The sequence below is a fragment of the Xenorhabdus anantnagensis genome, assembly GCF_028598555.1.
GTDB lineage: Bacteria > Pseudomonadota > Gammaproteobacteria > Enterobacterales > Enterobacteriaceae > Xenorhabdus > Xenorhabdus anantnagensis.
The window spans coordinates 1-25,529 of record NZ_JAQRFN010000027.1 but is presented as its reverse complement, the minus strand read 5'-3'; the positions used below and the strand labels follow the sequence as shown (position 1 = coordinate 25,529).

The following is a 25,529-nucleotide window of genomic DNA, read 5'->3' as shown; positions in this document are numbered from 1 at the left end:
CTTGGCTTAAAAATTATATAACTTATTAAAATAATACCAATAGTGATTAGATATAATTGATATATATCTTGCATTCACATAATAAGTTCAACACCATTATAAACGAAGTAAATGAGTTGGTATTTCTTTAAATAACTCATTCGGTTTTTTGTAACCATGTGTTTTACGATGGCGGTTATTTAATCGGTTTGCCACAAGGTTAATCTCTAGCTCTGCTACCTTATTAAAATCAGTTTCTTTTGGGAAGTAATCTCTGATTGAACCATTAGTATTCTCATTTATCCCTCTTTCCCAGGGGGAATACAGGTGAGCAAAATAAATTTTTTCCCCTAAATTTTTACTGATAAGCTCATGCCCGGCAAATTCAAGGACATTATCAAAGGTTATAGTTTTAACCTTTTGTTTTATAAGTGATAAGTACTTCGCTCAATGGTAAAAATAAAAACACTTACAAAGTAAACTTATAAAATTTATGCGTGTCATATTAACCATAATAATAAAATTAAGAAAATACCATGAAATCATTTTAATAAATATGATTGATAAGCAATACATTTTAAATATAATTTAAATAAATTTTATCATGATAAATTTATTTTTTTATTAGATTCTTTTTATGGTTTGTCTTTTATATTTTTTTGTTATTATATAGTCCGTAAGCAGCTTATAAGATGAAGTGTCGGGCCCAGTGGTATGTTGGTCGCGTATAAAATATGCTAATAACGTTAACTAATGAGGGTACTACAATGAGAACTATTGATATGTTAGTAGCAGTAAAAGCTGAAGAAATTATGAATGATTATGGCAAACTTAGCAAGGATATAAATAAGCCTTCCGCACTTCATCCTTCATCTATATATCATAAGTATATTCGCATATTGCCTGAAGATGACATGCTTGTTTCAGTAGATAATGAACTGAACATGATGATTAAGGCTGATGTCGGTGATACTGTTCGTTGGAATATAACAACATTAAATATTGATACTTTATATTCTTGTGCTTTAGTAAAAGCGATGCCAATGGATATGAGTTTAATGAGTAATGACACCACTCATATGATGGGCAAGCATGTCATGAAAAACTTTATGACATTCATGCCTGTCGTTAATATGGTAAATCCATTAAACATAGAGATGCAGCAAATGAAAGACTGTTGCTGGATGTCTACAATCACTGACCTGCCTCATCCTGGCACAGCACGCATTATGTATTATGAGTGTGTCATCGCAATTTATAGAGAAATGACTCTGATGGGCTATATTGCTCTGGAGCCAGGCATTATTCTGGATCAGAAAATGATAATGTCTTAATAATATATCTTTAGCTTAATACCCTTAGCTTAATTTATATTCTTAAAGGCCGTGCTATATACGGCCTTTTTGACGCAGGAAAACAAATCCCGCTACTTGCCAATGTTCCCATATGACAATACATCGTGCAGGCTGCATCAACCAGAGACATTGCAATAGCCGCCCCGCTGCCCTCCCCAAGACGTAAACCTAAATTCAAGTATGGGTGCAAATTCAAATGTCGTAGCGCCAGCTTCGCACCTTTTTCAGCCGACATATGGGACGGAATGCAATAATCCCGTGCAATGGGGGATATCTGACATGCTGCCAAGGCTGACGCATAAGACAAGAAACCATCAAGTACAACCGGCACGCCAGAAGCCGCAGCCCCCAGAATCACACCAGTCATGCCTACAAGCTCAAATCCGCCCACTTTTGCCAACACATCAATCGCGTTTTTGTTATCCGGCTGATTGATGGCAATCGCCTGTCGTACAACGGATTGTTTATGCATCAGCCGCTCAATGGGGAAATTAGCGCCCAACCCAACGACATCACAGGGATCACTTCCGGTCAGGACACTGATAACCGCAGCAGCCGGAGTTGTATTGGCAATCCCCACCTCCCCGACACCAAATACGGTTATTCCTGCCACAATGCGCTGTTTCACCAACAATGCGCTTGCCAACAACAACTTTTCTGCTTGTTCGTAATCCATTGCGGCACCTTGGGCAATATTGCCGCTACCTCGTGCAAGTTTAAGGGACAACATTTGTTCAATAGGATCACAATCAATGCCAATATCCACAGGTAAAACATACGCACCACTGTTTTTCGCCAGCGCACAAACACCTGTTAGCCCTTTCAACATATTACGTGCCTGTATGGCCGTAGCATTTTTAGGTGAAATAGCCACGCCTTCGTCATACACACCATGATCAGCACACATGACAATGATCTCTTTTTGCAGGTTTTGCAGACTTGAAATGCCTGGCATGCCAGATAAATGTATTGCCAATTCTTCAAGACGGCCCAAGCTCCCCAATGGCTTGAGCAAGCTGTCAATGTGCCGTGCCGCTTTTTCCATATTGTCCTGATTCAGGGGCCGAATCGCATCAAGCAATGATTGTAATGTCATGTTTATTCATCCAGCCAGCCAGCATTCTGTCCGAGCATTGAATACCCGCAAAGTGATAAATCCCGCATGATTATCGACGATACTGTAAGCCCCCTGCTGGAAGGGAAAAGACCACATGGCGGTTACCGGTAGCTTAAGTAATTTTGCAATCATCACACCTAAAACTCCCTGATGGGCAACTATTAGCCGATTAGCCAAAGCGGTAGCAGAACGTAACTCTTCGGTATATTCTTCCACCCGCGCTGAAAAATGTCGGAATGGCTCTCCTCCGGTTGGGCAACCATTTTGCCAATCTGACAACCAACGTGACCAAGCCTGTGGTTCCTCGTTCGCAATGTTTTCGTGATGACGCAATTCCCACTCCCCAAAATCCAACTCATTGAGACGGTGATCACTGTGTATGTTTGATTTACCGGATTTACCTGATTGAGAAATGATTTGTGCGGTTTGTTGTGCTCGCTGCATTTCACTACAGCGGATAGATTGGAAGGTTATATTTTTCAGCGCAACAGCGACCTGCTGCCCCTGCTGCACCCCAATTTCAGTTAAAGGCAAATCGGTTTTGCCACAAAAGACACCATCAATATTGGCTTGTGTCTGTCCATGTCGAACGAGAAACAATCGCATCTGATTATTCTCTCCAGATTGATTTTGTTTATTGCCAACTCATCATTTATTGCCAACTCATCATTTATTGCCAAATCATTGCCAACAAAAAAGTAACTTCTCCCACTTCAATAGAAGCCCCCAGCGTATCGCCCGTTTGTCCACCGAGACGATAATTGAAATAGAGAGCAAGCCCATAAACCACAAGCAATGTCACCATCATTGCCAATAAGGCTTTCCAGTTTCCTAATATCATCACCAATACCGCACCACTCAACAAAGTCAGCATAGTTGCAGAGAGAGTAATCCGGCCAATATAACTGCTTCCCATGCCCTCGCTTTCACGGGCATAAGGTTGCGCATACATTAAAAGCACCACGGCTGTACGCCCAACAATCGGGGCACACATCAACAAAGTAAGCAAGTAAAAAGGGGAATGATAAGATAATTCAGCGACAACTAATATTTTCAGAACGATACAGAAAATTAACCCGACACCGCCATAAGTCCCGAGTCGGCTATCACACATGATCTCCAGCATTTTTTCGCGCTGGCGGGCAGAAAAAAGCCCATCACAAGTGTCAGCCAGCCCATCTAAATGTAATCCTCCCGTCAAAAAAGCCAAAACCAACACATAACCCATCGCGCCGATATAAATTCCGCCACCCGACTGACTGATAGAAAGTGATACCAGACCAGCCAAACCACCAAGAATCAACCCGATCACAGGAAAATAGGGAACACCACGCCAATATTGGCGAAAATCGACACCTTCCGCCCATTTTTCGGGGATCGGAAGCCGTGTCATAAACTGTAGCATTGCCCAAAAAATATTCAGCTTCATTTAACCTTCACTCCAATGCCTGACACCATCAACCAGACTTCCTTAGCAGCCCGTGCCAATTTTTGATTAGCGCGCCCGGCAATATCGACAAAATGACGTGCCAGACGATTTTCAGGTGTGATGCCCATTCCCAACTCATTAGTCACCAAATACACGGGCATCGGACACATCAAGCTGGCATCAATCAAATCATCAATCTGATGGTGGATAAGCACTTCCAATGATGCGAAATCAAGTTCCTCAGGTGACATACCACCCGATAAGTCAAACAATAAATTGGCAATCAGTGTGGTAACACATTCTAGTATAACGCCCTCTTGAGGTTGGCGATGCTGGCGGATAACAAAGCCTAAATCCTGATGGCCTTCCCAAGTTCGCCAATGTGCCGGACGATCCTGTTTATGCCGCTCAATACGAGCCGCCATCTCTTCATCCGTGACCTGCGCCGTAGCGATATACAATACCTGCTCGCACTGTTCCGCAAGCAGGTGTTCAGCGTAGCTGCTCTTACCACTGCGGGCACCGCCTGTCACTAAAATCATGGCATGACTCCATCATGCAAAATTTCATCTCATAGAATGTCTTTACATAATGCCCTATTTTGTCTGAATTTCCTCTTGGTAATTTGTGATAAATCATTATTTATGTTCATTCATTAATTGATAAATCCGTGGGATATCCAGATGCTCACGCATACTGGCCGCCAATATATTGAACTGTTTTTCTTTGTGTTGGACGTAATTAAAGGCAACATTTTCCAGTGGAACGTAACCTTTTCTTATACGCAATTGATTTAATAGTGGGCGAGTGAACGTGTTTTGATCAAACAAACCATGCAAGTAGCTCCCCATCACCAAACCATCCCGCGCAACAGCACCATCAAACCAGATTTTTTCCTCGCCATTATGCAAGTGCATTTTGGCAAAAGGCACAGCTTGCTTACCAAGCTGCGTGGTTCCCATGTGAATCTCATAACCCGCAATCGGTTGTTCACTGCATAATTTCAACATGCCTGATAACGCAGGCACTACGATGCCTCTAACCTGTGCAGTCTGCTTTTCACTGGCAAATTCTGTTTCAGTATCCAGTAACCCCAAGCCTGCCATTTGAGTTAAGCCGGATTCCACTTCATCCACAATCTGCTTGCCCAATATTTGATAGCCACCACAGATCCCAATAATCGGTACACTTTCCTGCCGGGCTTTGATAATGGCCTGATCAAGACCTTGAGTTTTCAACCATGCCAAATCCTCCAAAGTATTCTTGCTGCCGGGAAGAATAATCAGATCAACGCCTTGAAGTTCAGAAGGCTCAGAAACATAACGCAAATGCACATCCGGTTGTGCCGCCAGTGCATTGAAGTCAGTGAAATTAGCGATATGGGGGTATTGGATAACAGCAATATTCAGGCAATTTTCATCCAGACAATTTTCATCTAAACAATTTTCATCCAAACAACCGTCTGTTTTTTGTTTCCGCCGATCATATTTGCCCACTTGCAAGGCGACGCTGTCCTCATCTTCCAGATCAAGATCCAGCCACGGCAAAACTCCCAGTATCGGTACTTGTGTCAGAGCTTCGATCTGATCGATACCTGATTGCAACAAAGATATATCACCGCGAAATTTATTGATGATAACGCCCTTGATCCGGGCTTTTTCCTCAGGTTTAAGCAAGGCTAATGTACCGTAGATCGACGCGAACACACCACCACGATCAATATCTGCCACCAGAATTACGGGAGTATCCACCAATTCGGCCATCCCCATATTGACGATATCGCGATCACGCAGATTGATCTCCGCCAGACTGCCTGCTCCTTCTAATACCATGATGTCCGTTTCTGCTGCCAACCCGTTATATGCCAGCAAAATCTGCTGAAGCAATTGGGGCTTATATTCGTGATATTCCACTGCATTCATGCTGCACATCACTTTCCCCATAAAAATCACTTGTGCCTTGCGATCGCTGGTAGGTTTCAACAATACAGGATTCATGCGTACATCCGGGGCAATTCCCGCCGCTTCCGCCTGAAATATCTGCGCTCGCCCCATCTCTTTACCATCTGCGGTAATCCCTGAATTAAGCGCCATATTCTGGGATTTAAAGGGAGTGCAACGATAACCATCCTGCGAAAATATCCGACAAAATCCCGCTACCAGCACACTTTTGCCTACATCAGACGCCGTTCCCTGAATCATCAGCGATAATGTCATTGTCTGTTCTCCCTCATTTCGTAGTTGCTTGTTTTTGATAGATCAAAGTTATGTCGTGGCTGGAAATAATGGTCCGTCTTCCTTCAATCAACGCGATAATTGCCAGTTTTTATTAACCAAAATCGTGGAGAAATACGATAACTCATGCTTCCAGTCTTTTTCACTAAAGGATAACGTGGCAAGATCGCGCCAACATTGTTCTGTCGGCAAAGTGGCATCTGCTATCATCAGAGCATGTTCCAGTAGATTGTGTCGATGCAGCAGGTCACGTATCAGGGGAAAACGCGAATAAACTTTCATCAGGACAATGCAGTCGTGATTGAGCAATGCTTGCTCTAAGACGGCTTCAGAAGCGGTACAGGAAATAACCGCCAAGGTTTGGTTTTCCATTGCCAGTGGCATCATGCTGACAGCGGAAATAGCAGAAAATGAGGTGATCCCCGGCACAATTTCCAACCATGAAGGAGGATTCATTTGTTTCGATACCATCCGTTCCAAAAGAAATACCCACGTGCTGAACAGCATGGGATCGCCCAATGTGATAAAACCGACTTTTCGGCCGCTGATAACGTCCTCTTTCAAGGTTTGCGCCACTTCATTCCATACCGCTTTTTTTTCTGCCATATCGGCTTTCATTAAAAAATGGTAGGTACAAACTTCGGTTTTCGGTGAAAGATATTCTTCAACAATGGAGTGGGCGAGGCTTTGGGCACCTTTTTTCCCCGTTGGGGTATAGACAACATCAAGCTCAGAAAGAATACGCGCCGCCCGTACAGTAATCAGGTCACTGGCTCCGGGGCCAACGCCCATGACATACAGCTTTCCTGCTTTTTCTTTTCCGTTCATTCGGCTTTCTCCTCATCATTCAGCGCGTAAGCAAGGTGATCGACAAACATCTGCCGAATCATTGGGTTTTCCCCCAACCCCTGTAACCAGGGAATTGCGACAATTCCCGCCTGCTCCAACTGTGATTTCCAAGAGTCTTCTTCATTTGAGGCCATATCATTGGTGGCATGATCGCCAGCTACCAACATCAATGGCATCAGATAAACTTTGCGGATCTTCTGCTCTTTTAATCCTTTGATGATCAGGGGAAGTTCGGGATAACTTTCAACCGCTCCTACCCGCGCCGGAAAATGGTAATGATTCATCAGGTGATCCAGACAAGCGTAGGCAGAAAAAGCAGGGTGTGTTGTACCGTGTCCCATAAAGACGACACATTCACTCTCCGCCAGTCGGGGAAGCTGGTGGCGCAGCGCCCGCATTAATTGCAGATAGTCATTAAAGTGGCTGAGTAACGGGGCGCCCAACACCAATCGTTTAAAGCGGGGGCGGAATTTCTCAACTTCACGCAGCACCTTTTCATATTCGTCGCCATTAATGATATGCAGGCACTGAACAGCGACATCGTTATAACCCGCGTGATGCAATCTGGTCAGCGCATCATGGGGAGTGTCAATGTGAATTCCATCACGCTGATGCAATTTTCGAATGATCATGCCAGAAGTAAATGCCCGAAATAGCGCCCTGTCCGGAAAAACTGATGCCAATTGCTGTTCACAGGCTTCAATATTGCTTTTTAGTGTTTCGGGATAGCTGGTTCCGAAGCTTATAACCAATAGTGCTTTTTTCATTCCGCTCTTTCCTTATTGGTATATTTGTCGGTCTATTTGCTGGCCTGTTTACCTTCAAACATTCGCCAATAGCCGTGCCATTGCTTCCAATCCGTTAACCTGTGTGATCCCCTCGCCTTCAAATTGATGCCTTGGGCGGCAAAGTACAATGCAGGGCAATCCGAGGGAAAGACAAGGTTCGACTTTTTCCTTGAAACCGCCTTGTTCACCAGACTCTTTGGTAATCATGACCTCCGCCTGACAATATTGGTAAAATGCCCGATTGAAATCGGCACTGAATGGGCCTTTCAGGGCAAAAATCTGATCGACTGACAAACCACAGGATTCACACATCGCCAAAACTTCCGCTGTCGGCAATACACGAGCCAACACGGTTTTTCCTTTCAGGTGAGTGACATAATCGGCCAATTGCTTACTGCCAGTCGTCAGCAAAATACGTGTTCCCAAATTGGCTGCCACTTCACACGCCTGTTCAATGGTTGCCACTTTATGGATGAGAGGATGTTCAACGGCGTCAATATCGCTGGGACGGATATAACGAATGAGAGGCACACTCAATGTTTGGCAAGCGCTGACAATATTTTGGCTCAAGCGTTCGGCATAAGGATGAGACGCATCAATTACCATTCTCACCTCCTGCTTTTGCAGGTATTCGGTCATGCCTTCGGCTTCCATCCTGCCAATGACAATTTCACCACGAATACCCGTTGCCTGCTGTGCTCCCGTTGGGGTCGCCACTGACAAGCAATAATCTATGCCGGCAATATCCATCATCACGCAAATCTGGCGGGCATCGCTTGTGCCACCAAAAATGTGGATCAGTGGCCGTTTCATAGCTTGTACCCTCTCGGCGTGATCATCAGCCCATCACGTATATAGGTTGACTGATTGCCCACAATCACCAGACTGCGCATATCAACACGGGAAAAATCCATTGCCGCAAAAGTCGTCAGCCACTTATCCTCATGTTTGCGCCCCGCCGCTTTCACCACCCCCACGGGAGTTTCCGCCGATTTCCACGGAGCCATCAGAGAAAATGCCCGTGCCAGATGTTCTTCCCGCCCACGGCTGCGGGGATTGTAGAAACAGACCACAAAATCAGCTTCTGCCGCAGCTTGTACCCGTTTTTCAATTACCGCCCACGGGGTGAGTAAATCACTCAGGCTGATATGACAAAAATCATGCATCAACGGCGCACCAAGCAAGGTAGCGCAAGCCGTGCTTGCCGTGACACCTGCCACCAGCCGAACTTCCACATTGCGCTTTTGCTGGCTGACCAATTCCAGAATCAAGCCAGCCATGCCATAAATGCCCGCATCGCCGCTACAAACTACCGCCACATTTTTGCCCTGCTCTGCCAGCTCAATGGCTATCTGACAGCGTTCAATCTCTTTGCACATGCCGGTTTTGATAATTTCTTTATCGCCCACCAGCGGTTTCACCAAATGGGTATAAGTTTTGTAACCCACCACGATGTCAGCCGCTTTCAATGCTGCAATCGCTTCCTGCGTCATCATGGCTTCGCTGCCGGGGCCAATTCCAATGACAGTTAACATGGATGCAATACTCCTAATGTGATGGTGACGCCCTGCTCACGCAGGGTATGTCCAACCAAGTGCCCTTGACTCATCAGCCAAGCCACAGGTTGGGAAACACAGCCTATGCCCACCGTTTTTCGGACAAATTCAGAGGCCGGAAATGCTTGTTCACACTGGGCAAGCTGATTAACAGAGAAGATTTGGAATGGAATCTGGCGTTTTTCGGTCAATTGGATTAACGCTGGCTCGGCTTTTTTCAATTCGATACTGCCAACGGCTTTTAGCGCCAAAGGTTCAAGGCCGTACTCCGCCAGATGGCGATCCAATAATTCAGCGAGCCGTTCTGCTTCCACTCCACGTCGGCAACCAATTCCTGCAACAATACGGCGAGGAATTAATTTAAAGGTGGGAATTGCCAATGCCAGATTTATACGTTCATAACTGACATATACCAGAGCATCCAGCTCAGGCTGATCATCCAGAGCATCAACGGGAATGAACCCGCGCGTGTCGTAGCGATCTTTTTCGCAACGCAAGGAGGGATGCCACCAAATTCCCACCCGTTTACCATTGACCAGCATTTGATTGACGGTTTTGACATTGGCACGGAAATTCTCCATTTCTCCGTCAATTTGTTGAGATAACAGATCCAATGCTGCGACGTGGTTAACATCAGTCGCAGTCGTGATCACCGCCTGACCATCAAGAATATCGGCGATCTGTTGTGCCAGCTCATTCGCGCCTCCCATATGCCCTGACAGTAAGCTGATGGCAAACTGTCCTTTTTCATCCAGCACCACAACCGCCGGATCGGTCATTTTGTCCTTGAGCAGAGGGGCGATAACCCGAATGGCAATCCCCGTCGCGCCAATCATAATCAACGCGCTGTATTGAATGAATGCCTTGCGCACCGTACTGGCAAAACCATCCTCAAAAGCCATGAATCCGCTGTCCGCGTCCATAAATTCACTCTCCAACAATTCAGGAGAAGTGAAGCAATCTATCGCCAAATGGGATTGCAAACGACGGGCCAATGCCATGCCTCCTTCTGTCAGACAAAACAAGGCATATTCTTTATTCACAACCGCTTTGCCCAGAACGGATTTATTCAGAATGCTTTTACCAACAGCGGATTTGCCAGAAACTGTTTTTCCAGAAACCGTTTTTCCAGAAACCGTTTTTATAGAAATAGCTTTGTCAGATGCCATTTTGTTAGGCGCTACGGTATTCATGGCTGAACCTCGCATCGTACAATTTTGAGTAGTGATACTCTTCCCCAAGAAAAGCCCCCACCAGAATCAAGGCAGTTTTACGAATGTCGGCGCAACGTACCTGTTCAACAATTGTCGCCAATGTCCCCCGCACAATCTGGCAATCCGGCCATGTCGCCTTGTAAACCACAGCAACAGGTGTTTGCTGCTCATATCCCCCTTGAATCAATCGCGCAACAACCCGCGCAATGTTCTGTACCGAAAGGAAAATCGCCATTGAAGTCTGGTGGGCGGCAAAGGCTTCCAACGTTTCCCGTGGCGGCATTGGCGTTCGGCCTTCCATACGGGTGATAATCAAACTTTGCGCGACTTCGGGCACGGTGTACTCCACCCCCAACTGCGCGGCAGCACCAAGAAACGAACTCACTCCCGGCACAGAGACAAAACCAATATCGTGATTTGCCAGCTCTTCAGCCTGTTCACGAATAGAGCCAAACAGTGATAAATCCCCCGTTTGCAAGCGAACCACCAACTTGCCCGCTTTCACACCATTCACCATCAATGCCGTGATTTCCGATAACGTCAGCCTCGCACTGTCATGGCATTCGGCATCTGCGCGGCAATACTCCAGCAACTCCCGATTAATCAGCGAACCGGCATAAATCACGACTTGAGCCTGCTGCAACAATTGATAACCTTTCAAAGTAATCAGGCTCTTATCTCCCGGCCCCGCACCAACAAACCAGACTTTTGCAGTATCAAAACTGGCTTTATCAATTTGTTCAGAATCAATTTTTTCAGAATCAATCTGTTCAGAATTAACGTGTTCAGACATTATCCTGCTCCTCTTGCCAATGCTTCTCTTGCCAACGTTCTTCTTGTTCAGAATCTTTTTGGCAGGACAGCAAATAGGTGGGATTGTTGGGTTTGAAATAATGCCCTTGTCCCAATGCCGTCAGTTCTCCCACCTGAATTTCACGTCCATCAAGCGCGGTTATCTGACAGGATTTCAGATGTGACAATGCTTGGGTGAAGTTTTCCAGCAAGATAAAAGTCATCACCAAACGTCCGCCTGAATTCAGGTGGACCAGCGCCCAATCAATGATTTCCGTCAGATGCCCACCGGTTCCGCCAATGAAAATTGCATCTGCGGTGTTGTCCAATGGCATGGGAGCAACCCCAGACTGGATGAGAATGCTATGGCAGCCAAAATGCCGAACATTTTCTGTAAGCAGTCGCAACGCTTCCTCTTTGCGTTCAATGGCGAGGATATCCAGTGTGGGATAGCGCAATGCCGCTTCAATACAGACGCTGCCAGTACCCGCACCAACATCAATAAAGCGGCGGGCATTTTCCAGCGCCAAGCGTTCCAACGCCAGCGCCCTAACCACTTCTTTGGTCATTGGGATGCGATGACCACGCAAAAACAGTTCATCTTTCATTCAGGATCACCACCATTTAGGATCGCTACCATTCAAGATCACTACTATTCAAGATCACTACTATTCAAAATCACTACCATTACCATTCAAGATAACGACTACATTCAGACCATAATTAATGTCGCCGTGTTGAACGATCTGTTCAGCGTTCAAACACATAATTTGCTCATGTTCCTGAGATAAATTTTCACCAATCACCATGCGGCGTTGCTGCCCTCGCGCCAGAATTTCTTGTGCAATCTGGTAAGGGCCAATGACATCATCCGTTACCATGGCGATTTTTTCGTGTTGAAGAAGCCAGTCAAAATCCGGTTTGCGGCCGTGGCTGCTGGTGAGGTAAATGTCGTTCATATCCAGCAAAATATGGGCACACAGATATTGGATCGAACTGATGCCAGAGATAATGCGAATATTTTTTTTACCGGAGTTTTGTCTGCCAGTAGGCAGCCCAGAGAAATGCTCAGTAATTCGTTTGCCAATGCCATAAAAAAGGGGATCACCCGAAGCCAGTACAACAACCTGCCGATGCTGATTCTGTTCGAGCCATTGCATCAATCCATCTATATCCGCATTCAAACCGCGGGTTTCACCACTGAAATGGGGAAACTCAGCAAGATGACGTTTTCCACCCACTAACACTTCTGCCTGTTTGATAGCATCCAGCGCGGCCAACGTTTGGTTTTCTGCGGCTCCGGGGCCAATACCAACAACGGTGATCATCGGCAACCCTCCCCAAAATCCTTCACAATCTCGTTCACAGGCCGATTGCAGCCCAATACTTGGTTATCAAAGGAGAACAGAATGGCATCACATTGCGGTTTACCGCTGGCAAAGCGCAGCATTTGGTCGATACGCCAACAGATTTTCTGGGCAATTTGGTGATATACCCCCTGCCAGCCCTGTTCAGCTATCAATTCAATGGCGGCTTCGGTGGTATCACATTGATCCACCGCCTGAATCAGTTCGAAAGGGGCTCCCATTAAGGCCAGATTGGCAATCAGCGTTTCCATGCGACCATCGGCAATATGGCTGTGGGTGTGAAAGATACCGGCGGCGATTTTCACCAATTTGCCGACATGCCCTACCAGCACTACATGGCGGAACTCCAAGCGCACCGCTTCTTGCAACATATAACCGACGAAATTGCTCATCGTAACGACACAGTTCGCATCAATGCCCAACTGTTGGCTGACAAAACGTTCACCATGATTTCCCGGCACAAAAATAACGCGATCTAACCCGCTGGCACGTTTGGCCTCCAATTCAAGCGCCAGAGAACGTTTCCAGCTCTCTTCCGACATCGGCGTCACAATGCCTGTCGTGCCGATAATCGAAATTCCGCCCTTAATCCCCAATCTGTCGTTATAGGTTTTCTTCGCTCGTTCCTCGCCTTCTGGCGCAAAAATGACAATATCAGCCCCACGATGCGGGCCAATTACCTCCCGCACCGTTTCCTCAATGGTATGCCGTGGGGTTTTATTAATCGCAGCCAAACCAATAGGCAAACCGACCCCCACTCGCGTTACCCTGCCAATACCTTCACCGCCATCCAGTGTGATCACACCGCTGTCATTGAGGGAGACACGGGCAAAAATCAACATTCCGTGGGTTGCATCCACATCATCGCCACCATCTTTACGGATAGCCGCAACCGCCTGCTGTCCTTCAATCAAGGGTTGCTCGACATTCAGGGCCAATGTGACACCAGAGGGCGTGACAATAGAAACCTGATGAATAACCTGCTGGCGCAAGATCATCAACGCAGCGACGCGAGCGGCTGCGGTAGCGCAAGATCCGGTGGTATAACCCTTGCGATATTGCTTGCCCCTGTGCCAGACCGTTCCGAGACCATCGGCTTGTTTATCATCAATAAATTGTTTATCACGGATTTCACTCACCCTTCACCTCCGGCACCCGATGGCATCCGGTAAAGGATGGCGTTGATAATGGCGGCTGCAATATTGCTGCCGCCCTTGCGTCCTTTTGCCGCAATGCAACTTAATCCACTATTGATAAGGTCATGCTTTGATTCCTCCGCGCCAACAAAACCGACGGGAACACCCACTACGGCAATCGGTGCAGATTGATGTTCCATCAAGCGAAACAGCGCAGTCGGGGCATTGCCAAAGACAAAGATCTTCTCCCCTGACTCTTGCAGGGCCAGATCAACGGCTGCCATTGAACGTGTGATTTGCTGTGCTTTTGCCATTTGAATGGTGCGGGGATCGCTGACATAACAACGGCATTCGCTACCGTACTGAGCCAAGCGGGTTTTATTGATGCCAGACAGCGCCATTGTCGTATCGGTATATAACGTACAGCCACGCAAAATACCGTCACGAATGAGGCGAAAAACATCAGGGGAAAAATAGAGAATATCCAACCAATCGAAATCGGCAGTGGTGTGGATCACCCGTTTGATCACCGCTTCTTGATCTGCATCTACAAAACGATAATCAGGACGCGATTCGAAAATAAGTCGGCTGATGATGTCGAAACTATTTCTTTCAATCTGTTGGGGTTGTTGGATGTAATTGCTCATTCTATTTCCTCCTTATATCGTCACACTGACCAAGCTATTCATCAAACTGACCAAGCTGTGCAGCAGCGAAAACAGCAGCAGCGCCATCACTGATGCCACCATCATCATTTGAACAGACAGTGGAATATCGTCAGGTGTGACCTCACGTCTTGCATCACCAATCCACGGCTTTTCAACGCGCTGGTTAAAATAAACACTCGGCCCGCCAAGACGAATGCCCAATGCCCCCGCTACTGTGGCTTCCGACCAACCGCTGTTAGGGCTACTGTGTTGATAGCGATCACGCCAGCCAATACGTAACGCCTGTCGAAAATCCAACCCCTGCCATTTCGCAGCCATTGCCAGCAGAAGCCAGCCCAAACGTGCAGGCAGCCAATTCGCCATATCATCCATACGCGCTGAAAACATCCCCAGCGCCCGATAACGGGGGGTTTTATAGCCAACCATTGAATCGAGGGTATTGACTGCTTTATAGGCCATCGCAAGTGGAGCACCACCAAGCATTAAGAACAACAACGGTGCAATCACACCATCTACACTGTTTTCTGCCACGGTTTCAATGGTAGCGCGGCTGATCTGTGGGACTTGCAATTGAGCCGTTTCCCGCCCGACAATTTTGGAAAGCTGCTCACGGCTGGTCAGCAAATCCCCCTGCCGTAATGCCTGATAAACCGCATTTGCCGACTCACCTAAACCACGTCCTGCCAGCACGGTATAAATCAGCCAAATCTCAACCAAACACCCTGACCAGAACGCCACACCATAAGCCAATTGCAAAACCCAATAGCTCGCCAGCCAGACACTTCCCACTACCACCAGCCATAACAGTACACCGCCCCATTTCAAGTCGGTTTCGGTTTGGCCAATCCGGCGGATAAACTGTTCAGTTTGATTGATAAGCTGCCCCATCCAGCGCACGGGGTGCGGCCAATGAGGAGGATCACCCAATTTCATATCCAGAATAAAAGCCGCAAACCACAGTAAGACGGTCATAACAGCCTCCGTGCCATCATCAGCCAACGATGAAGTAAACCGGGGCGTTGGGCAAAATGAATATGCAGATAGCCCGCCAGCGTATTGCCATTCTGGTAGCCGCCCAGCCAGTTTTTCTGCGCTTTTTTGAATGTCCCTTTTGATTCTGGAATATCACACGATTTGACACACTGAAAAATGGGCGGCTGCGTCGTGATAAAATCTGAGTAATGGAATTCATGCCCACGCAGTGTTTCCCCTTTCGCCACTAAAGGCGTATCGCACATTGCCGTGGCTTCACAGTAACCAAAGCGTTGCAGGTGATCTCCCATCTGGCTTTCACCGACAATCAATCCCACCATGTTATGCCGCACGCCATTTGCATCAATCAGGGCATCACTGAGATACATCAGACCACCGCATTCCGCATAAATGGGAATGCCTTTTTGATGTGCCCGACGTAATGCTTCATGCATGGCGTAATTGGAAGATAAAGTCTGAGCATAGATTTCAGGATACCCCCCACCCAGATAGATCATCTGGCATGTGGGTAACTGGTGATCATGCAGGGGACTGAAACGTTTGATCGTCACACCTGCTTTTTCCAATAACAGCAAGTTATCGGGATAATAGAAGTGGAATGCTTCATCTTCTGCCAAAGCCAACGTCAAACCTTGCCCCATCGCGGGATCAACAAGGGAATCGATATTTCCTTTTGGTAAAGAAGATAGCTGAGTCAATGTCAGCAATTTATCCAAATCCACCGAGGCTTCAATCTGCTGAGCAAGATAAGACCAGCATTCATCGCGTTGACTATTATTTTCACCATGCTGACCGTTTTTATCATGCTGACAGCCTTGTTCTTGTGCCGGGATCAGCCCAAGATGGCGGGAAGGAAGCGCAATATCAGGCATTACGGGGATTCGCCCCAAAACAGGAATACCGCAATAACGTTCGATCGCTTGCTTCAATAACTGAAAATGACTATCCCGATTAACGCGATTTATCAGCACTCCCACAATATTGACCGCCGGATCAAATTGCTGAAACCCCATCACCGTAGCTGCAATCGAGGTAGAAACCGCCTTACCATCCACCAATAACACCACCGGACAACCAAGCTGCTTTGCCAACGCCGCGCTACTGCAATAGTTGGGGTTAGTACCATAGCCATCATATAACCCCATAACGCCTTCAATAACCGCAATATCTTGATTGGTCATAGCTTGGTTAAACAAACCATTCAGAATGGATTCGGGGAGCATAAAAGCATCAAGATTATGTGAAGCAACCCCCGTCACAGCACGATGCCAACCACCATCCAGATAATCAGGCCCGATTTTGAACGGCTGTACCCGCAGTGAACGGTTCATCAAGGCTCGCATGATACCCAGCGCAACCGTTGTCTTCCCACATCCGCTACCTGTACCTGCAATGACAAAAGCATATTTCTGTTGCATGTGCTTGCCCCAAAATATTTAAACCCTGCATTGGTTTTCAATTGACATTAGCGTTAAACCAGTATTGATATTAAAAACTAAAACTAATGTTCTCATTCATTGATATTTATCAAACAAAAGGCTTTTAATTCTTTTCTGACAAATCAATTAATATTTCACGAACAATACAAACATCAATAGTTTCTTTATTTTTCAATAAATTAAACCTTATAATGAAAAATTATTATCACGAAATTAATTACAGTTAAAAAATAGAAAATGGATTTATTTAAAAATACACATTTTTTATATTTATAAAAATACCCATGATCACTTTTGTGATCTTGTTCATGATTCTTAAGCTATAAAAAATGTTTTTATAATAAAGAAAATAAAAATTAATACACAAACACAAATGCATCAATTAACCGCCAAAATTTAACCCTATGAATTTAAATAATAAAATAAAGATTCATCCATTAATAAAATGAAAAAATATTCCTAGCGGTAAATATTTTCAATGGAAAACATCATTCATTTTTAAAATAATTAAAATTTAAAAATACGAACATTGATATAAATCAAATTTTCCAACACCATATTGAAGTAATAATTATCAAAAAATTTAGATTGAAATAACGCCATTCATAAATGCAAGAAAAAAACATCAAAAAAATCAACTAAAGCATAAGACAGAATAGGCAAGCCTTTATAACAAATAAAACTCCGTCTTAATTATCATGATGAGAATACTTTTCCATTTCTTTAATTATTTATATTTTAAACCCATAGAGGTAATCCAATGAATAAAGGCAATGTATGGTTAGTGGGAGCCGGCCCCGGTGATGCTGGTTTAATCACAGTCAAAGGACTGCGCTGTATTCAATCTGCTGATGTCATTGTTCATGACCGTCTCGTCAATCCTGAACTCATTGCTCAAGTGCCTGATCATTGTGAAATTATTAATGTTGGGAAAGAACATGATTACCATCCCATTCCACAGGAAGCGATTAATCAAATTCTGGTAAAACATGCACAGGCGGGAAAACAGGTTGTTCGCCTAAAAGGTGGCGATCCCTATGTCTTTGGTCGCGGAGGAGAGGAAGCGGAAGTACTGGCACAACATGGCATCAAATTTGAAATCGTTCCGGGGATCAGTTCTTCAATTGGTGGCTTGGCCTATGCTGGCATTCCTGTCACTCACCGCAATTACGCATCAAGTTTCCATGTCGTAACAGGGCATACGTCTCAGGACAATGCGCAACAGAACTGGGAAATACTCGCCCAGTTGGAAGGAACATTAATTATTCTGATGGGAATGACCCGTCTGGAAGAAATCTGCCAACAACTGATGCTATATGGCAAATCCCCCGCAACACCTGCTGCGGTGATCATGTACGCCAGTCAGCCCAAACAAAAGAGCGTTATAGGCACACTGGAAACTCTGGCTGCAAAAGTAGAAGAACAGAACCTGCATGCACCAGCGTTGATTGTGATTGGTGAGGTCGTTAATCTTGGGGCAACCCTCTCCTTTCTTCCGCTGACGGAGCAATTTAATGAGTGAGCATGGTGGCAATATCCTTGGCGTTGCCGAGCAATATGGTCTTCCCGCTAATACGCTTATTGATTTCAGCGCCAATATCAATCCGCAGGGCGCACCGGAACGGGTTAAGGCGTTGATCAAAAATAGTCTTGCCGATATCGAAAAATATCCAGATGTGGAATATCGTCATTTACATCAGGCGATCGCCAAAGCCCATCAATGCGATTATGCAGCAGTGATGGCAGGCAATGGCGCAACAGAACTGATCTATGCCGTCACCCGTTATCTCCATCCCAAACGAGCCTTGCTGCTTACCCCAGGCTTTGCCGAATACCGGCGAGCCTTGCAGCAAATTGGCACTGAAATCATCGACTATCCGTTAACAGAAGAAACCGGATTTCAACCGGATTTACGCTTGTTAGATACGCTCTCCACAATCCAACCTGATTGCGTTTTTATAGCCACTCCCAATAATCCCACCGGATTAATGCCAGACAGCCAGTTTATGCAATCACTGGTGGAATATTGTGAGAAACAAAGGATCTGGTTGATTGTTGATGAATCCTTTATTGATTTTCTACCTGATAACCGAGGGTTGATTCCCCAAGTTGCTATCACTAAACACCTTTATATACTGCGTTCAATGACAAAATTTTTCGCCATCCCAGGGCTACGTTTGGGCTATTTGGTCAGCGGAAATACAATGGGGATTGCCGAGATGAAAAATCGGCGTGAACCGTGGTCAATCAACGCCTTTGCCGCACGGGTTGGTGAAATTTTGTTTGATGAGCATGATTATATTGCTGCTACACATCAATGGCTAAAATCGCAGCAACATTATCTCTGGACTCAGCTTTCAGCTTTTACTGAACTGACTGTCTGGCGGCCATCGGCTAATTTTCTGTTCTTCCGCTGCAATAAACTCAATGTTGATTTATGGCATTCCCTGCTTAAACATCAGTTGTTAATTCGCCATTGTAAAAACTATGCAGGATTAGACGAACGTTACTATCGCGTTGCCGTATGCAATGAATGGGAAAATCAGCGCCTGATCGCAGCCATGCAGCAGGTTTTTGCCCATGGCTGAAGCCTCTTGCCCCGCTTCTTGCGGAGAACTTTTACAAGGATGGCTGTTTGGTGGAGAAAAATTAATTTCCTGCCCAATTAATTGGTTCAGTTGTGTTTCTGTCAGTGAAGGCATTCCTACGCCACATGAACGACCACGTATGCGCCAGATGGTAAATTTACTACTGGATTACTGGCAGGAGCCTCCCGAATTGACTTCTGGCTTGCGCATTGAGTATCAATCAACAATTCCACTCGCCAAAGGCATGGCCAGCAGTACAGCAGATATTGCTGCTACCGCTCAAGCCACCGCCAGATTATTAGGAAAATCATTAAGCAGTGCAGAGCTGGCACAACTTTGTGTCAAATTGGAACCCACTGACAGCACGATATTCAAACAATTAACCTTGTTTGATCATCTCACCGCCCAGACTCAAATTCCTTTCGATTGGCAACCGGATATCGATATTTTGCTGCTGGAAAGCCCACAAACCATTTTGACGGAAGAATATCGCCGGCAGGATCGTCAATCACAATTGCAAGATAACGCGTCTTTATTACAACAAGCCTGGTTGCAATTCAGTACGGCAAATCAACGGCATGATAATTACCGTCTTGGAGAAGCCTGTACATTAAGCGCCATCGCCTGCCAATCGATATTACCGAAACCCTGTTTTGATCAACTGAGGGATTTGGTTGAGCAGACAGGCATTTATGGCCTGAACGTTGCCCATAGCGGCAGTATTGTTGGCCTATTATTCGATTCACACCACCATGACACAAATTATCTATGCTGGTGGTTGCACCAAAAGAAGATTTCTGAGCACTATCCGAAAATCCATCAGGTCAAACTGATTACAGGCGGTGTTCGCTGAATTCGCTGAAATAAACTTGAGAAGCGAATCTATCTCTCATTACATATCTAATCTGAAAGATAACAGGCAAAAATTACGTTATCCTTCCCATATATAGTGGCGGGATTTAAATCCGAAGTTTTAGTTTTGGCTGCCGTCTGTGACGATCAAGGAACAATCCTGATCCAGCCAGAAAAAGGTGTGAACTTAGGCACCCGCATGCTGTAATTTTTAAATCAGAAAATAGTAGGAATACCATGAGAACACAAAAAAGGTGTATGGGTTACGTTGCTATCGTTGTGGATGATTATGATAGAGCTATCGATTATTACACCAATAAACTGGGATTTACGTTGGTAGAAGATACACCACAGCCGGGAAAAAGATGGGTTGTCGTCACCCCAAATCCTGAAAGTGACTGTAATTTATTGCTGGCAAGAGCATCTAACGCAAGGCAAGAAGCATTTATCGGTAATCAATGTGGTGGGCGTGTATTCCTGTTCCTGCAATCTGACGACTTTTGGCGCGATTATCACAAAATGAAAGAAAATGGCGTCCATTTCTGTGAAGAACCCCGTCAGGAAGAATATGGCATGGTGGTAGTTTTTGAAGATATTTATGGTAACCGCTGGGATTTATATCAGAATACGATTATTTAAAAAGCAATAACATAAACGTTAAATATCATCATTAGCCCAATAATATCGGGCTATATGTAATACTTTACTTAACAGCTTCCTAGCCATGTATTTCCCTCACATTTCAAATCAAAACAGTAGTTAGTTCTCCTGAGATAAGCGGAGGTTTCGCTATTCATTGAATATGGAATCTCAATTCCAATTAAACGAAATACACATACAGAATATTTTTTAATCAAAAACTATTCTGTAGTGATATAGCTTTCGTCTCATTTAAATGAGAATAAGGGGTAGTGACAGAATATGGTAGATATAGAAGAGGAAATCTTAAATTTTATTGCAAAATATTCTGGCACACCTCTGTTTTGCCGAAAACAGACGCTTCCTATTGAAACCGATATTGATACTGATCTACATTTAGAAAAAGAAGAAGCTGAAGAATTAATGAATATTTTTTTTGATAAATTTAATGTTAATCCATTGAAATTTAATATTAATATTTATTATCCAGAAGAGGATTTTCATTTCATAGCCGATTTACTGGCAATCCTTATCCCGTCAAAAAGGCCAAAACCCACTCTCGTACCTGACTTCACTATCAGAATGCTCATAGAATCAGCAAAAGCTGGTTATTGGCTCTATGACTAAACATAGTAAGTTGGAATAATCCCAAATGATAAAGAAGAAACGCCAAAAGCCTTACCCTATCTGGCATTAAAAAATCTTGATCAAGATCCATGAACACGGTTCGGAGATATTGGTGTTTAAGCAGGCTAATCAAACGATTGTATGGAAACAAACATATGTTTGCTATTCCTAACAACCATAGCAACGCCTTGTTTTAAAAGAGATTATTACAGGATAAAATATAGTTTACTAATTTGATCTATTAATCAGCCTGATTTTTATTAATTTTTCAGCATAATATTAGAGATATTCATCACATTTTTTTGCAATTTGATGACTTTACCAAACTTACGATCGTATTCTCATAATGAGAAAGAAGAACAAAAATAATCTTTACTGTTTGCCTGACATGAAATAAAACATCAGTGTAAAAAATAGCTAAGGGGATGATATGTCAAAAAGGGAAAACCAGATATTGCAACTTCTGAAGCGTGATCCTTTTATTCAGCAACAAGAACTTGCTGATATTCTTGGGATCAGTCGCTCATGTGTTGCAGGACATATTATGAACCTAAGTAAAAAAGGTTATATCAAAGGCAAAGGGTATATTTTATCTAACGATGTTTATGCTGTAACAATTGGCGCAGCCAATATAGATTTGACAAGTTATACCTCAGCCAAATTAATTTATGAAGATTCCAACCCAGGGAAAATTATTTCGACACCAGGTGGTGTCGGAAGAAACATTGCTCAAAATATTGCCTTATTAAAAAATGAAAGTTATTTAATTTCTGTTGTTGGTAACGATTCAAATGGAAAGGCATTATTTGATTATACAAAGTCAACAGGTGTTAATGTTAATCATTTATATAAATTAGATGATGAAAAAACCTCGATCTGCAATTCTCTTATAGACGAAAATGGAAAATGTGTAGTTTCAGTTAATGACATGAGTATTCTGGAAAAATTGACGCCTACGTTATTATCTCAATCTAAATCTTTAATCCAGCATGCCAGCGTACTCATTGTTGACTGTAACTTAACTGAAGACGCTCTGAAATGGTTATTTAATAATGCCAGTAATGTTCCAATTTTTGTTGATACTGTTTCAAGATCTAAGGCATCCAAAATCCGCCATTTACTATCGCATATCCATACCTTAAAACCCAATCGTACTGAAGCAGAAATCCTCAGTGGAATAAAAATCGAAACTCAAAAAGATGCCGCTGATGCGGCTAATTGGTTTCATCAACATGGCATTCAGCGTTTAATTTTAAGTATGGATGCAAAGGGTGTTTATTACAGTGAAAGGGATAATACCTCAGGATGTTCAGATGCAATCAACACTAATATTATTAATGCCAATGGAGCGGGTGATGCCATGATGGCGGGCCTTGTACACTGCTGGTTAGAAGGCATGAATCTGAAAGAAAGCATTCGCTTTGCACAGCAATGTTCCGCACTGACGCTATCGTCGGAAAATATTGAGATATTCCCTAAAAATCGCCTGTGTATTTAAAAATAGGGTCATGACTCCAAAGCATTAATTTGATGTTCTTGTGTTTTTTTAGTGGAGCCATCATATGACTATGACGATAGAGGTTGTTTGTCGATATTGCGGTCAAACCAAACCTGTACCTAAACACGGGACAGGTAAAACTGGATTCCCTCGCTATTATTGCAAAAATTGCCAGAAAACCTTTCAACTTAACTATCGTTACAATGGTCATGAATCTGGCACGAAAAATAAAATCATTGATATGGCAATGAATGACTCTGGCGTAAGAGGTACTGGTCGTGTTTTAAGTATCGGTATAAATGCGGTAATACACACGTTAAAAAACTCTTGCCAAAACAAGTAACAACGAGATAGGTTGTTTACGAAGATGTCACGCTCATCTGTGAATTGGACGAGCAAGGGTCTTTTGTCGGGAACAAAAAACAACGTCATTGACGAGAGTATAAAATAGTGTGGGGCACTCTGTTCAATCGGCGATATAATGAGCAATTAAGCCCATTTTTATTTGATACCTCACCATGAAAGCCTACATCGTGAAAGTCGCCCTTCGAGGTATCAGTCCTATGGTCTGGCGCCGATTTAGGCTGTCAGGTGAGACTTCTTTAGCGGCTTTTCACTGTATCATTCAGATCGCTCAGGGATGGCAGGATGATCACCTGCATCAATTCCGTATTTATGGCAAAAATTACGGCATTTCCTACTCCGGTGGGATCGGGTTTCCTGACAACCCCCACAAAATTACGCTTGGTGACTTTGAATTTGATGCCGGTGACCGTTTTACCTACGAGTACAACTTTTTCGAGCACTGGCTTCACGATATCCGTATTGAAACCGTTCTCGGAAATTCTAACCTGACGCTTCCTTTTTGTTTGACCGGAAATAGAATGCCTGGCGCGATGTTAGCCGATGAAACCGCTAAAACACTGGTATTGCTTAACGCGATTATTCATGCTGATGAAACGACAACAGTCAGAGAAATTCTCCCATTGATAGATGGTCTTGATACTGTCAGATTCAACCGGTCAAAGGTTAACCGCCAATTAAATAGACTTAACCTTGATTCACCAGAACTTGAACCCATCGTGATAGAGCTATAGTAGATAGCAGTGATCGGTATCCATAAGGGTATAAAATTAAAGCTGGTCTGCGATAACGTGGGATTAGGTGTTTCTACGTATTATAAACTGCGTCACCGGCTAAAAAACGGGGAGATACAGTAATCATAGCCCTGAGAGGACAGTATCATGCAGGGCACGAGCATACTTTGATTGATTTTCACCCAAAGAAAACTCTTGCCCGATAATCATCACACCAACTCGCTTTTTTAAGCTTATTTCTTTGGCTGGGTGCCCCGCAATTGCACTGTTTAACCATATTCAGCACGATACGTCGAAATAAAGCCAGATTCTCAACGGCACCATCCAAAACAATCCGTGAATCATCTTCTTTAAAAACAACATCAAGAATATAATGCTGACTATTTTCAATCCGCCAGTGTTGGCGAATGTAGTGCCCCAATAATTTATGCTTGGGCGAGAGAGAACTCACATAATACGAGGTCTCTACCGTTCCTTTGCCATTTTGTGTCCGATGGCGTTCAACGGCAATAATACTGCGGATTGTCGGCCACTTATCTGCCAGTTCTGGTGGCAGTTTTGCCTTTAATTGAAAGACATAGCGCTCTTCACGTCGACCATGTGCTTCTTGCTTCATTTCCGTGATAATTTTTTCTTTACCTGCATCAAATACCACCTGAAATTGAGACTGGACGGCCTCCCACAGATGAGGCTGATTTTTCTTCACCTGAACAACCACATGCGCTTTTTTTTCACTGAGCTTTTCCAGCGTTTGGCGCTGACAATGCAAGGCATCCAGCGTCACGATACTGCCTTTCAGGTTAAGGAGCTCCAACATCTGCTGGACGATACGGATTTCCCCATTTTTCGTGGCCGCCGCTTTTTGGCTCAACACTAATCCCCGTTCAGTGTCATAGGCGGTCACCAATTGAACCGCATTTTTCTTTTCATTCCGGTAGGCATGTCGCAGCACTTTACCATCAAAAGCAATCACCGGTTTTCCGCCCTGTTCACGTTGCTCATTAACCCAATGAAGTAAAGCGTCCAGTAACGAATCAAGCTCAATCGCGCGGACAATCCTGGCAATCGTGTGTCGACGCGGGATCCCACAGAAAAAACCTCGGTATTTTCTCAACCACTTAATTTTGGCACGGCCATAAGTTTCAATATCCTGCCAGCCTTCAGCCCCGGCCATAATGGCACTGATGACAAGAAAAATAACATCAATCAGATCATATTGACGATTGATATCAGAGCGGGTTTCTTTGACAACGGATAAGTATTCAATCAGGAAGTGGTTAGGATTCATGGGCGAACATTCGAAAGGGAAATA

Annotated in this window: 27 protein-coding genes and 1 pseudogene; 9 read left to right on the top strand and 19 right to left on the bottom strand. The window is 44.4% G+C overall.

Annotation, left to right across the window (positions count from 1 at the left end; all coding sequences use genetic code 11):
- Positions 1-96: 96 nt before the first annotated feature.
- Positions 97-423, bottom strand: a pseudogene (locus PSI14_RS16275) (IS30 family transposase); the annotation flags it as partial.
- 323 nt (positions 424-746) lie between these two features.
- Here PSI14_RS16275 and PSI14_RS16270 point away from each other — a divergent pair.
- A complete protein-coding gene (locus tag PSI14_RS16270) occupies positions 747-1,313 on the top strand; it encodes an AidA/PixA family protein (protein ID WP_273576877.1) in 567 nt (188 codons plus the stop codon).
- A 34-nt stretch (positions 1,314-1,347) separates the two neighbouring features.
- On the opposite strand, the gene cobT is transcribed toward PSI14_RS16270, so the two are convergent.
- From cobT to PSI14_RS16185, 17 genes are all read right to left on the bottom strand, one after another.
- Positions 1,348-2,430 carry a nicotinate-nucleotide--dimethylbenzimidazole phosphoribosyltransferase gene (cobT, locus tag PSI14_RS16265; RefSeq protein WP_273576875.1) on the bottom strand — a complete coding sequence of 361 codons (1,083 nt, stop codon included), beginning with the start codon at positions 2,428-2,430 and terminating at the stop codon, positions 1,348-1,350.
- Positions 2,431-2,436: 6 nt separating this feature from the next.
- Entirely contained in the window at positions 2,437-3,057 is a 621-nt protein-coding gene (locus tag PSI14_RS16260; RefSeq protein WP_273576874.1) for an adenosylcobalamin/alpha-ribazole phosphatase, read from the bottom strand.
- A 64-nt stretch (positions 3,058-3,121) separates the two neighbouring features.
- The gene (gene cobS / locus PSI14_RS16255) at positions 3,122-3,880 is read right to left on the bottom strand and encodes an adenosylcobinamide-GDP ribazoletransferase (protein ID WP_273576872.1); all 759 of its coding nucleotides are present in this window, start codon (positions 3,878-3,880) and stop codon (positions 3,122-3,124) included.
- On the bottom strand, positions 3,877-4,422 hold the full coding sequence (cobU, locus tag PSI14_RS16250) for a bifunctional adenosylcobinamide kinase/adenosylcobinamide-phosphate guanylyltransferase (RefSeq protein ID WP_273576871.1): 546 nt from the start codon (positions 4,420-4,422) through the stop codon (positions 3,877-3,879). Before cobU ends, cobS begins: the two co-directional genes overlap by 4 nt.
- Before the next feature lie 96 nt (positions 4,423-4,518).
- Positions 4,519-6,096, bottom strand: a complete 1,578-nt coding sequence (locus tag PSI14_RS16245; RefSeq protein WP_273576869.1) for a cobyric acid synthase — start codon at positions 6,094-6,096, stop codon at positions 4,519-4,521.
- Positions 6,097-6,183: 87 nt separating this feature from the next.
- Positions 6,184-6,942 (bottom strand): cobalt-factor II C(20)-methyltransferase, encoded by a 759-nt coding sequence (locus tag PSI14_RS16240; RefSeq protein WP_273576867.1) that lies wholly within the window; start codon positions 6,940-6,942, stop codon positions 6,184-6,186.
- Complete coding sequence (cbiK, locus tag PSI14_RS16235; RefSeq protein WP_273576865.1) at positions 6,939-7,730, bottom strand: sirohydrochlorin cobaltochelatase; 792 nt, start codon at positions 7,728-7,730, stop codon at positions 6,939-6,941. The genes PSI14_RS16240 and cbiK overlap by 4 nt, the downstream gene beginning before the upstream one ends.
- Positions 7,731-7,784: 54 nt before the next feature.
- Entirely contained in the window at positions 7,785-8,564 is a 780-nt protein-coding gene (locus PSI14_RS16230; protein ID WP_273576864.1) for a cobalt-precorrin-6A reductase, read from the bottom strand.
- Positions 8,561-9,286, bottom strand: coding sequence for a precorrin-3B C(17)-methyltransferase (locus PSI14_RS16225; protein ID WP_273576862.1), 726 nt, complete (start codon positions 9,284-9,286; stop codon positions 8,561-8,563). Before PSI14_RS16225 ends, PSI14_RS16230 begins: the two co-directional genes overlap by 4 nt.
- On the bottom strand, positions 9,280-10,380 hold the full coding sequence (cbiG, locus tag PSI14_RS16220) for a cobalt-precorrin 5A hydrolase (RefSeq protein WP_370688871.1): 1,101 nt from the start codon (positions 10,378-10,380) through the stop codon (positions 9,280-9,282). Before cbiG ends, PSI14_RS16225 begins: the two co-directional genes overlap by 7 nt.
- 100 nt (positions 10,381-10,480) lie before the next feature.
- Positions 10,481-11,314, bottom strand: a complete 834-nt coding sequence (locus PSI14_RS16215) for a cobalt-precorrin-4 methyltransferase (RefSeq protein WP_273576860.1) — start codon at positions 11,312-11,314, stop codon at positions 10,481-10,483.
- Positions 11,307-11,921, bottom strand: coding sequence for a decarboxylating cobalt-precorrin-6B (C(15))-methyltransferase (locus PSI14_RS16210; RefSeq protein WP_273576859.1), 615 nt, complete (start codon positions 11,919-11,921; stop codon positions 11,307-11,309). The genes PSI14_RS16215 and PSI14_RS16210 overlap by 8 nt, the downstream gene beginning before the upstream one ends.
- Positions 11,922-11,981: 60 nt before the next feature.
- A complete protein-coding gene (locus PSI14_RS16205; RefSeq protein ID WP_273576857.1) occupies positions 11,982-12,641 on the bottom strand; it encodes a cobalt-precorrin-7 (C(5))-methyltransferase in 660 nt (219 codons plus the stop codon).
- Positions 12,638-13,810, bottom strand: coding sequence for a cobalt-precorrin-5B (C(1))-methyltransferase CbiD (gene cbiD, locus PSI14_RS16200; RefSeq protein ID WP_370688870.1), 1,173 nt, complete (start codon positions 13,808-13,810; stop codon positions 12,638-12,640). Before cbiD ends, PSI14_RS16205 begins: the two co-directional genes overlap by 4 nt.
- A 5-nt stretch (positions 13,811-13,815) precedes the next feature.
- Positions 13,816-14,463, bottom strand: a complete 648-nt coding sequence (locus tag PSI14_RS16195) for a cobalt-precorrin-8 methylmutase (protein WP_273576854.1) — start codon at positions 14,461-14,463, stop codon at positions 13,816-13,818.
- A 12-nt stretch (positions 14,464-14,475) separates the two neighbouring features.
- Positions 14,476-15,456, bottom strand: a complete 981-nt coding sequence (gene cbiB / locus PSI14_RS16190) for an adenosylcobinamide-phosphate synthase CbiB (protein ID WP_273576853.1) — start codon at positions 15,454-15,456, stop codon at positions 14,476-14,478.
- Entirely contained in the window at positions 15,453-16,895 is a 1,443-nt protein-coding gene (locus PSI14_RS16185) for a cobyrinic acid a,c-diamide synthase CobB (RefSeq protein ID WP_273576852.1), read from the bottom strand. The genes cbiB and PSI14_RS16185 overlap by 4 nt, the downstream gene beginning before the upstream one ends.
- 781 nt (positions 16,896-17,676) lie before the next feature.
- Here PSI14_RS16185 and cobA point away from each other — a divergent pair.
- The 8 genes from cobA (at position 17,677) to PSI14_RS16145 (ending at position 24,217) form a co-directional block, all read left to right on the top strand.
- Positions 17,677-18,438 (top strand): uroporphyrinogen-III C-methyltransferase, encoded by a 762-nt coding sequence (gene cobA / locus PSI14_RS16180; protein ID WP_273576851.1) that lies wholly within the window; start codon positions 17,677-17,679, stop codon positions 18,436-18,438.
- Entirely contained in the window at positions 18,431-19,504 is a 1,074-nt protein-coding gene (gene cobD / locus PSI14_RS16175; RefSeq protein ID WP_273576850.1) for a threonine-phosphate decarboxylase CobD, read from the top strand. The genes cobA and cobD overlap by 8 nt, the downstream gene beginning before the upstream one ends.
- Positions 19,497-20,357 (top strand): GHMP family kinase ATP-binding protein, encoded by an 861-nt coding sequence (locus tag PSI14_RS16170; protein WP_273576848.1) that lies wholly within the window; start codon positions 19,497-19,499, stop codon positions 20,355-20,357. Before cobD ends, PSI14_RS16170 begins: the two co-directional genes overlap by 8 nt.
- A gap of 236 nt (positions 20,358-20,593) precedes the next feature.
- Positions 20,594-20,995 carry a VOC family protein gene (locus PSI14_RS16165; RefSeq protein ID WP_273576847.1) on the top strand — a complete coding sequence of 134 codons (402 nt, stop codon included), beginning with the start codon at positions 20,594-20,596 and terminating at the stop codon, positions 20,993-20,995.
- A 282-nt stretch (positions 20,996-21,277) separates the two neighbouring features.
- The gene (locus PSI14_RS16160) at positions 21,278-21,622 is read left to right on the top strand and encodes a DUF1493 family protein (protein ID WP_273576846.1); all 345 of its coding nucleotides are present in this window, start codon (positions 21,278-21,280) and stop codon (positions 21,620-21,622) included.
- A gap of 430 nt (positions 21,623-22,052) precedes the next feature.
- Complete coding sequence (locus PSI14_RS16155) at positions 22,053-23,120, top strand: PfkB family carbohydrate kinase (RefSeq protein ID WP_273576845.1); 1,068 nt, start codon at positions 22,053-22,055, stop codon at positions 23,118-23,120.
- Between the two features lie 64 nt (positions 23,121-23,184).
- Positions 23,185-23,463, top strand: coding sequence for an IS1-like element transposase (locus PSI14_RS16150; protein ID WP_273576844.1), 279 nt, complete (start codon positions 23,185-23,187; stop codon positions 23,461-23,463).
- Between the two features lie 175 nt (positions 23,464-23,638).
- Positions 23,639-24,217, top strand: coding sequence for a plasmid pRiA4b ORF-3 family protein (locus PSI14_RS16145; protein WP_273576842.1), 579 nt, complete (start codon positions 23,639-23,641; stop codon positions 24,215-24,217).
- Between the two features lie 178 nt (positions 24,218-24,395).
- On the opposite strand, the gene PSI14_RS16140 is transcribed toward PSI14_RS16145, so the two are convergent.
- Positions 24,396-25,505, bottom strand: a complete 1,110-nt coding sequence (locus PSI14_RS16140; protein ID WP_273576906.1) for an ISAs1 family transposase — start codon at positions 25,503-25,505, stop codon at positions 24,396-24,398.
- Positions 25,506-25,529: the final 24 nt, after the last annotated feature.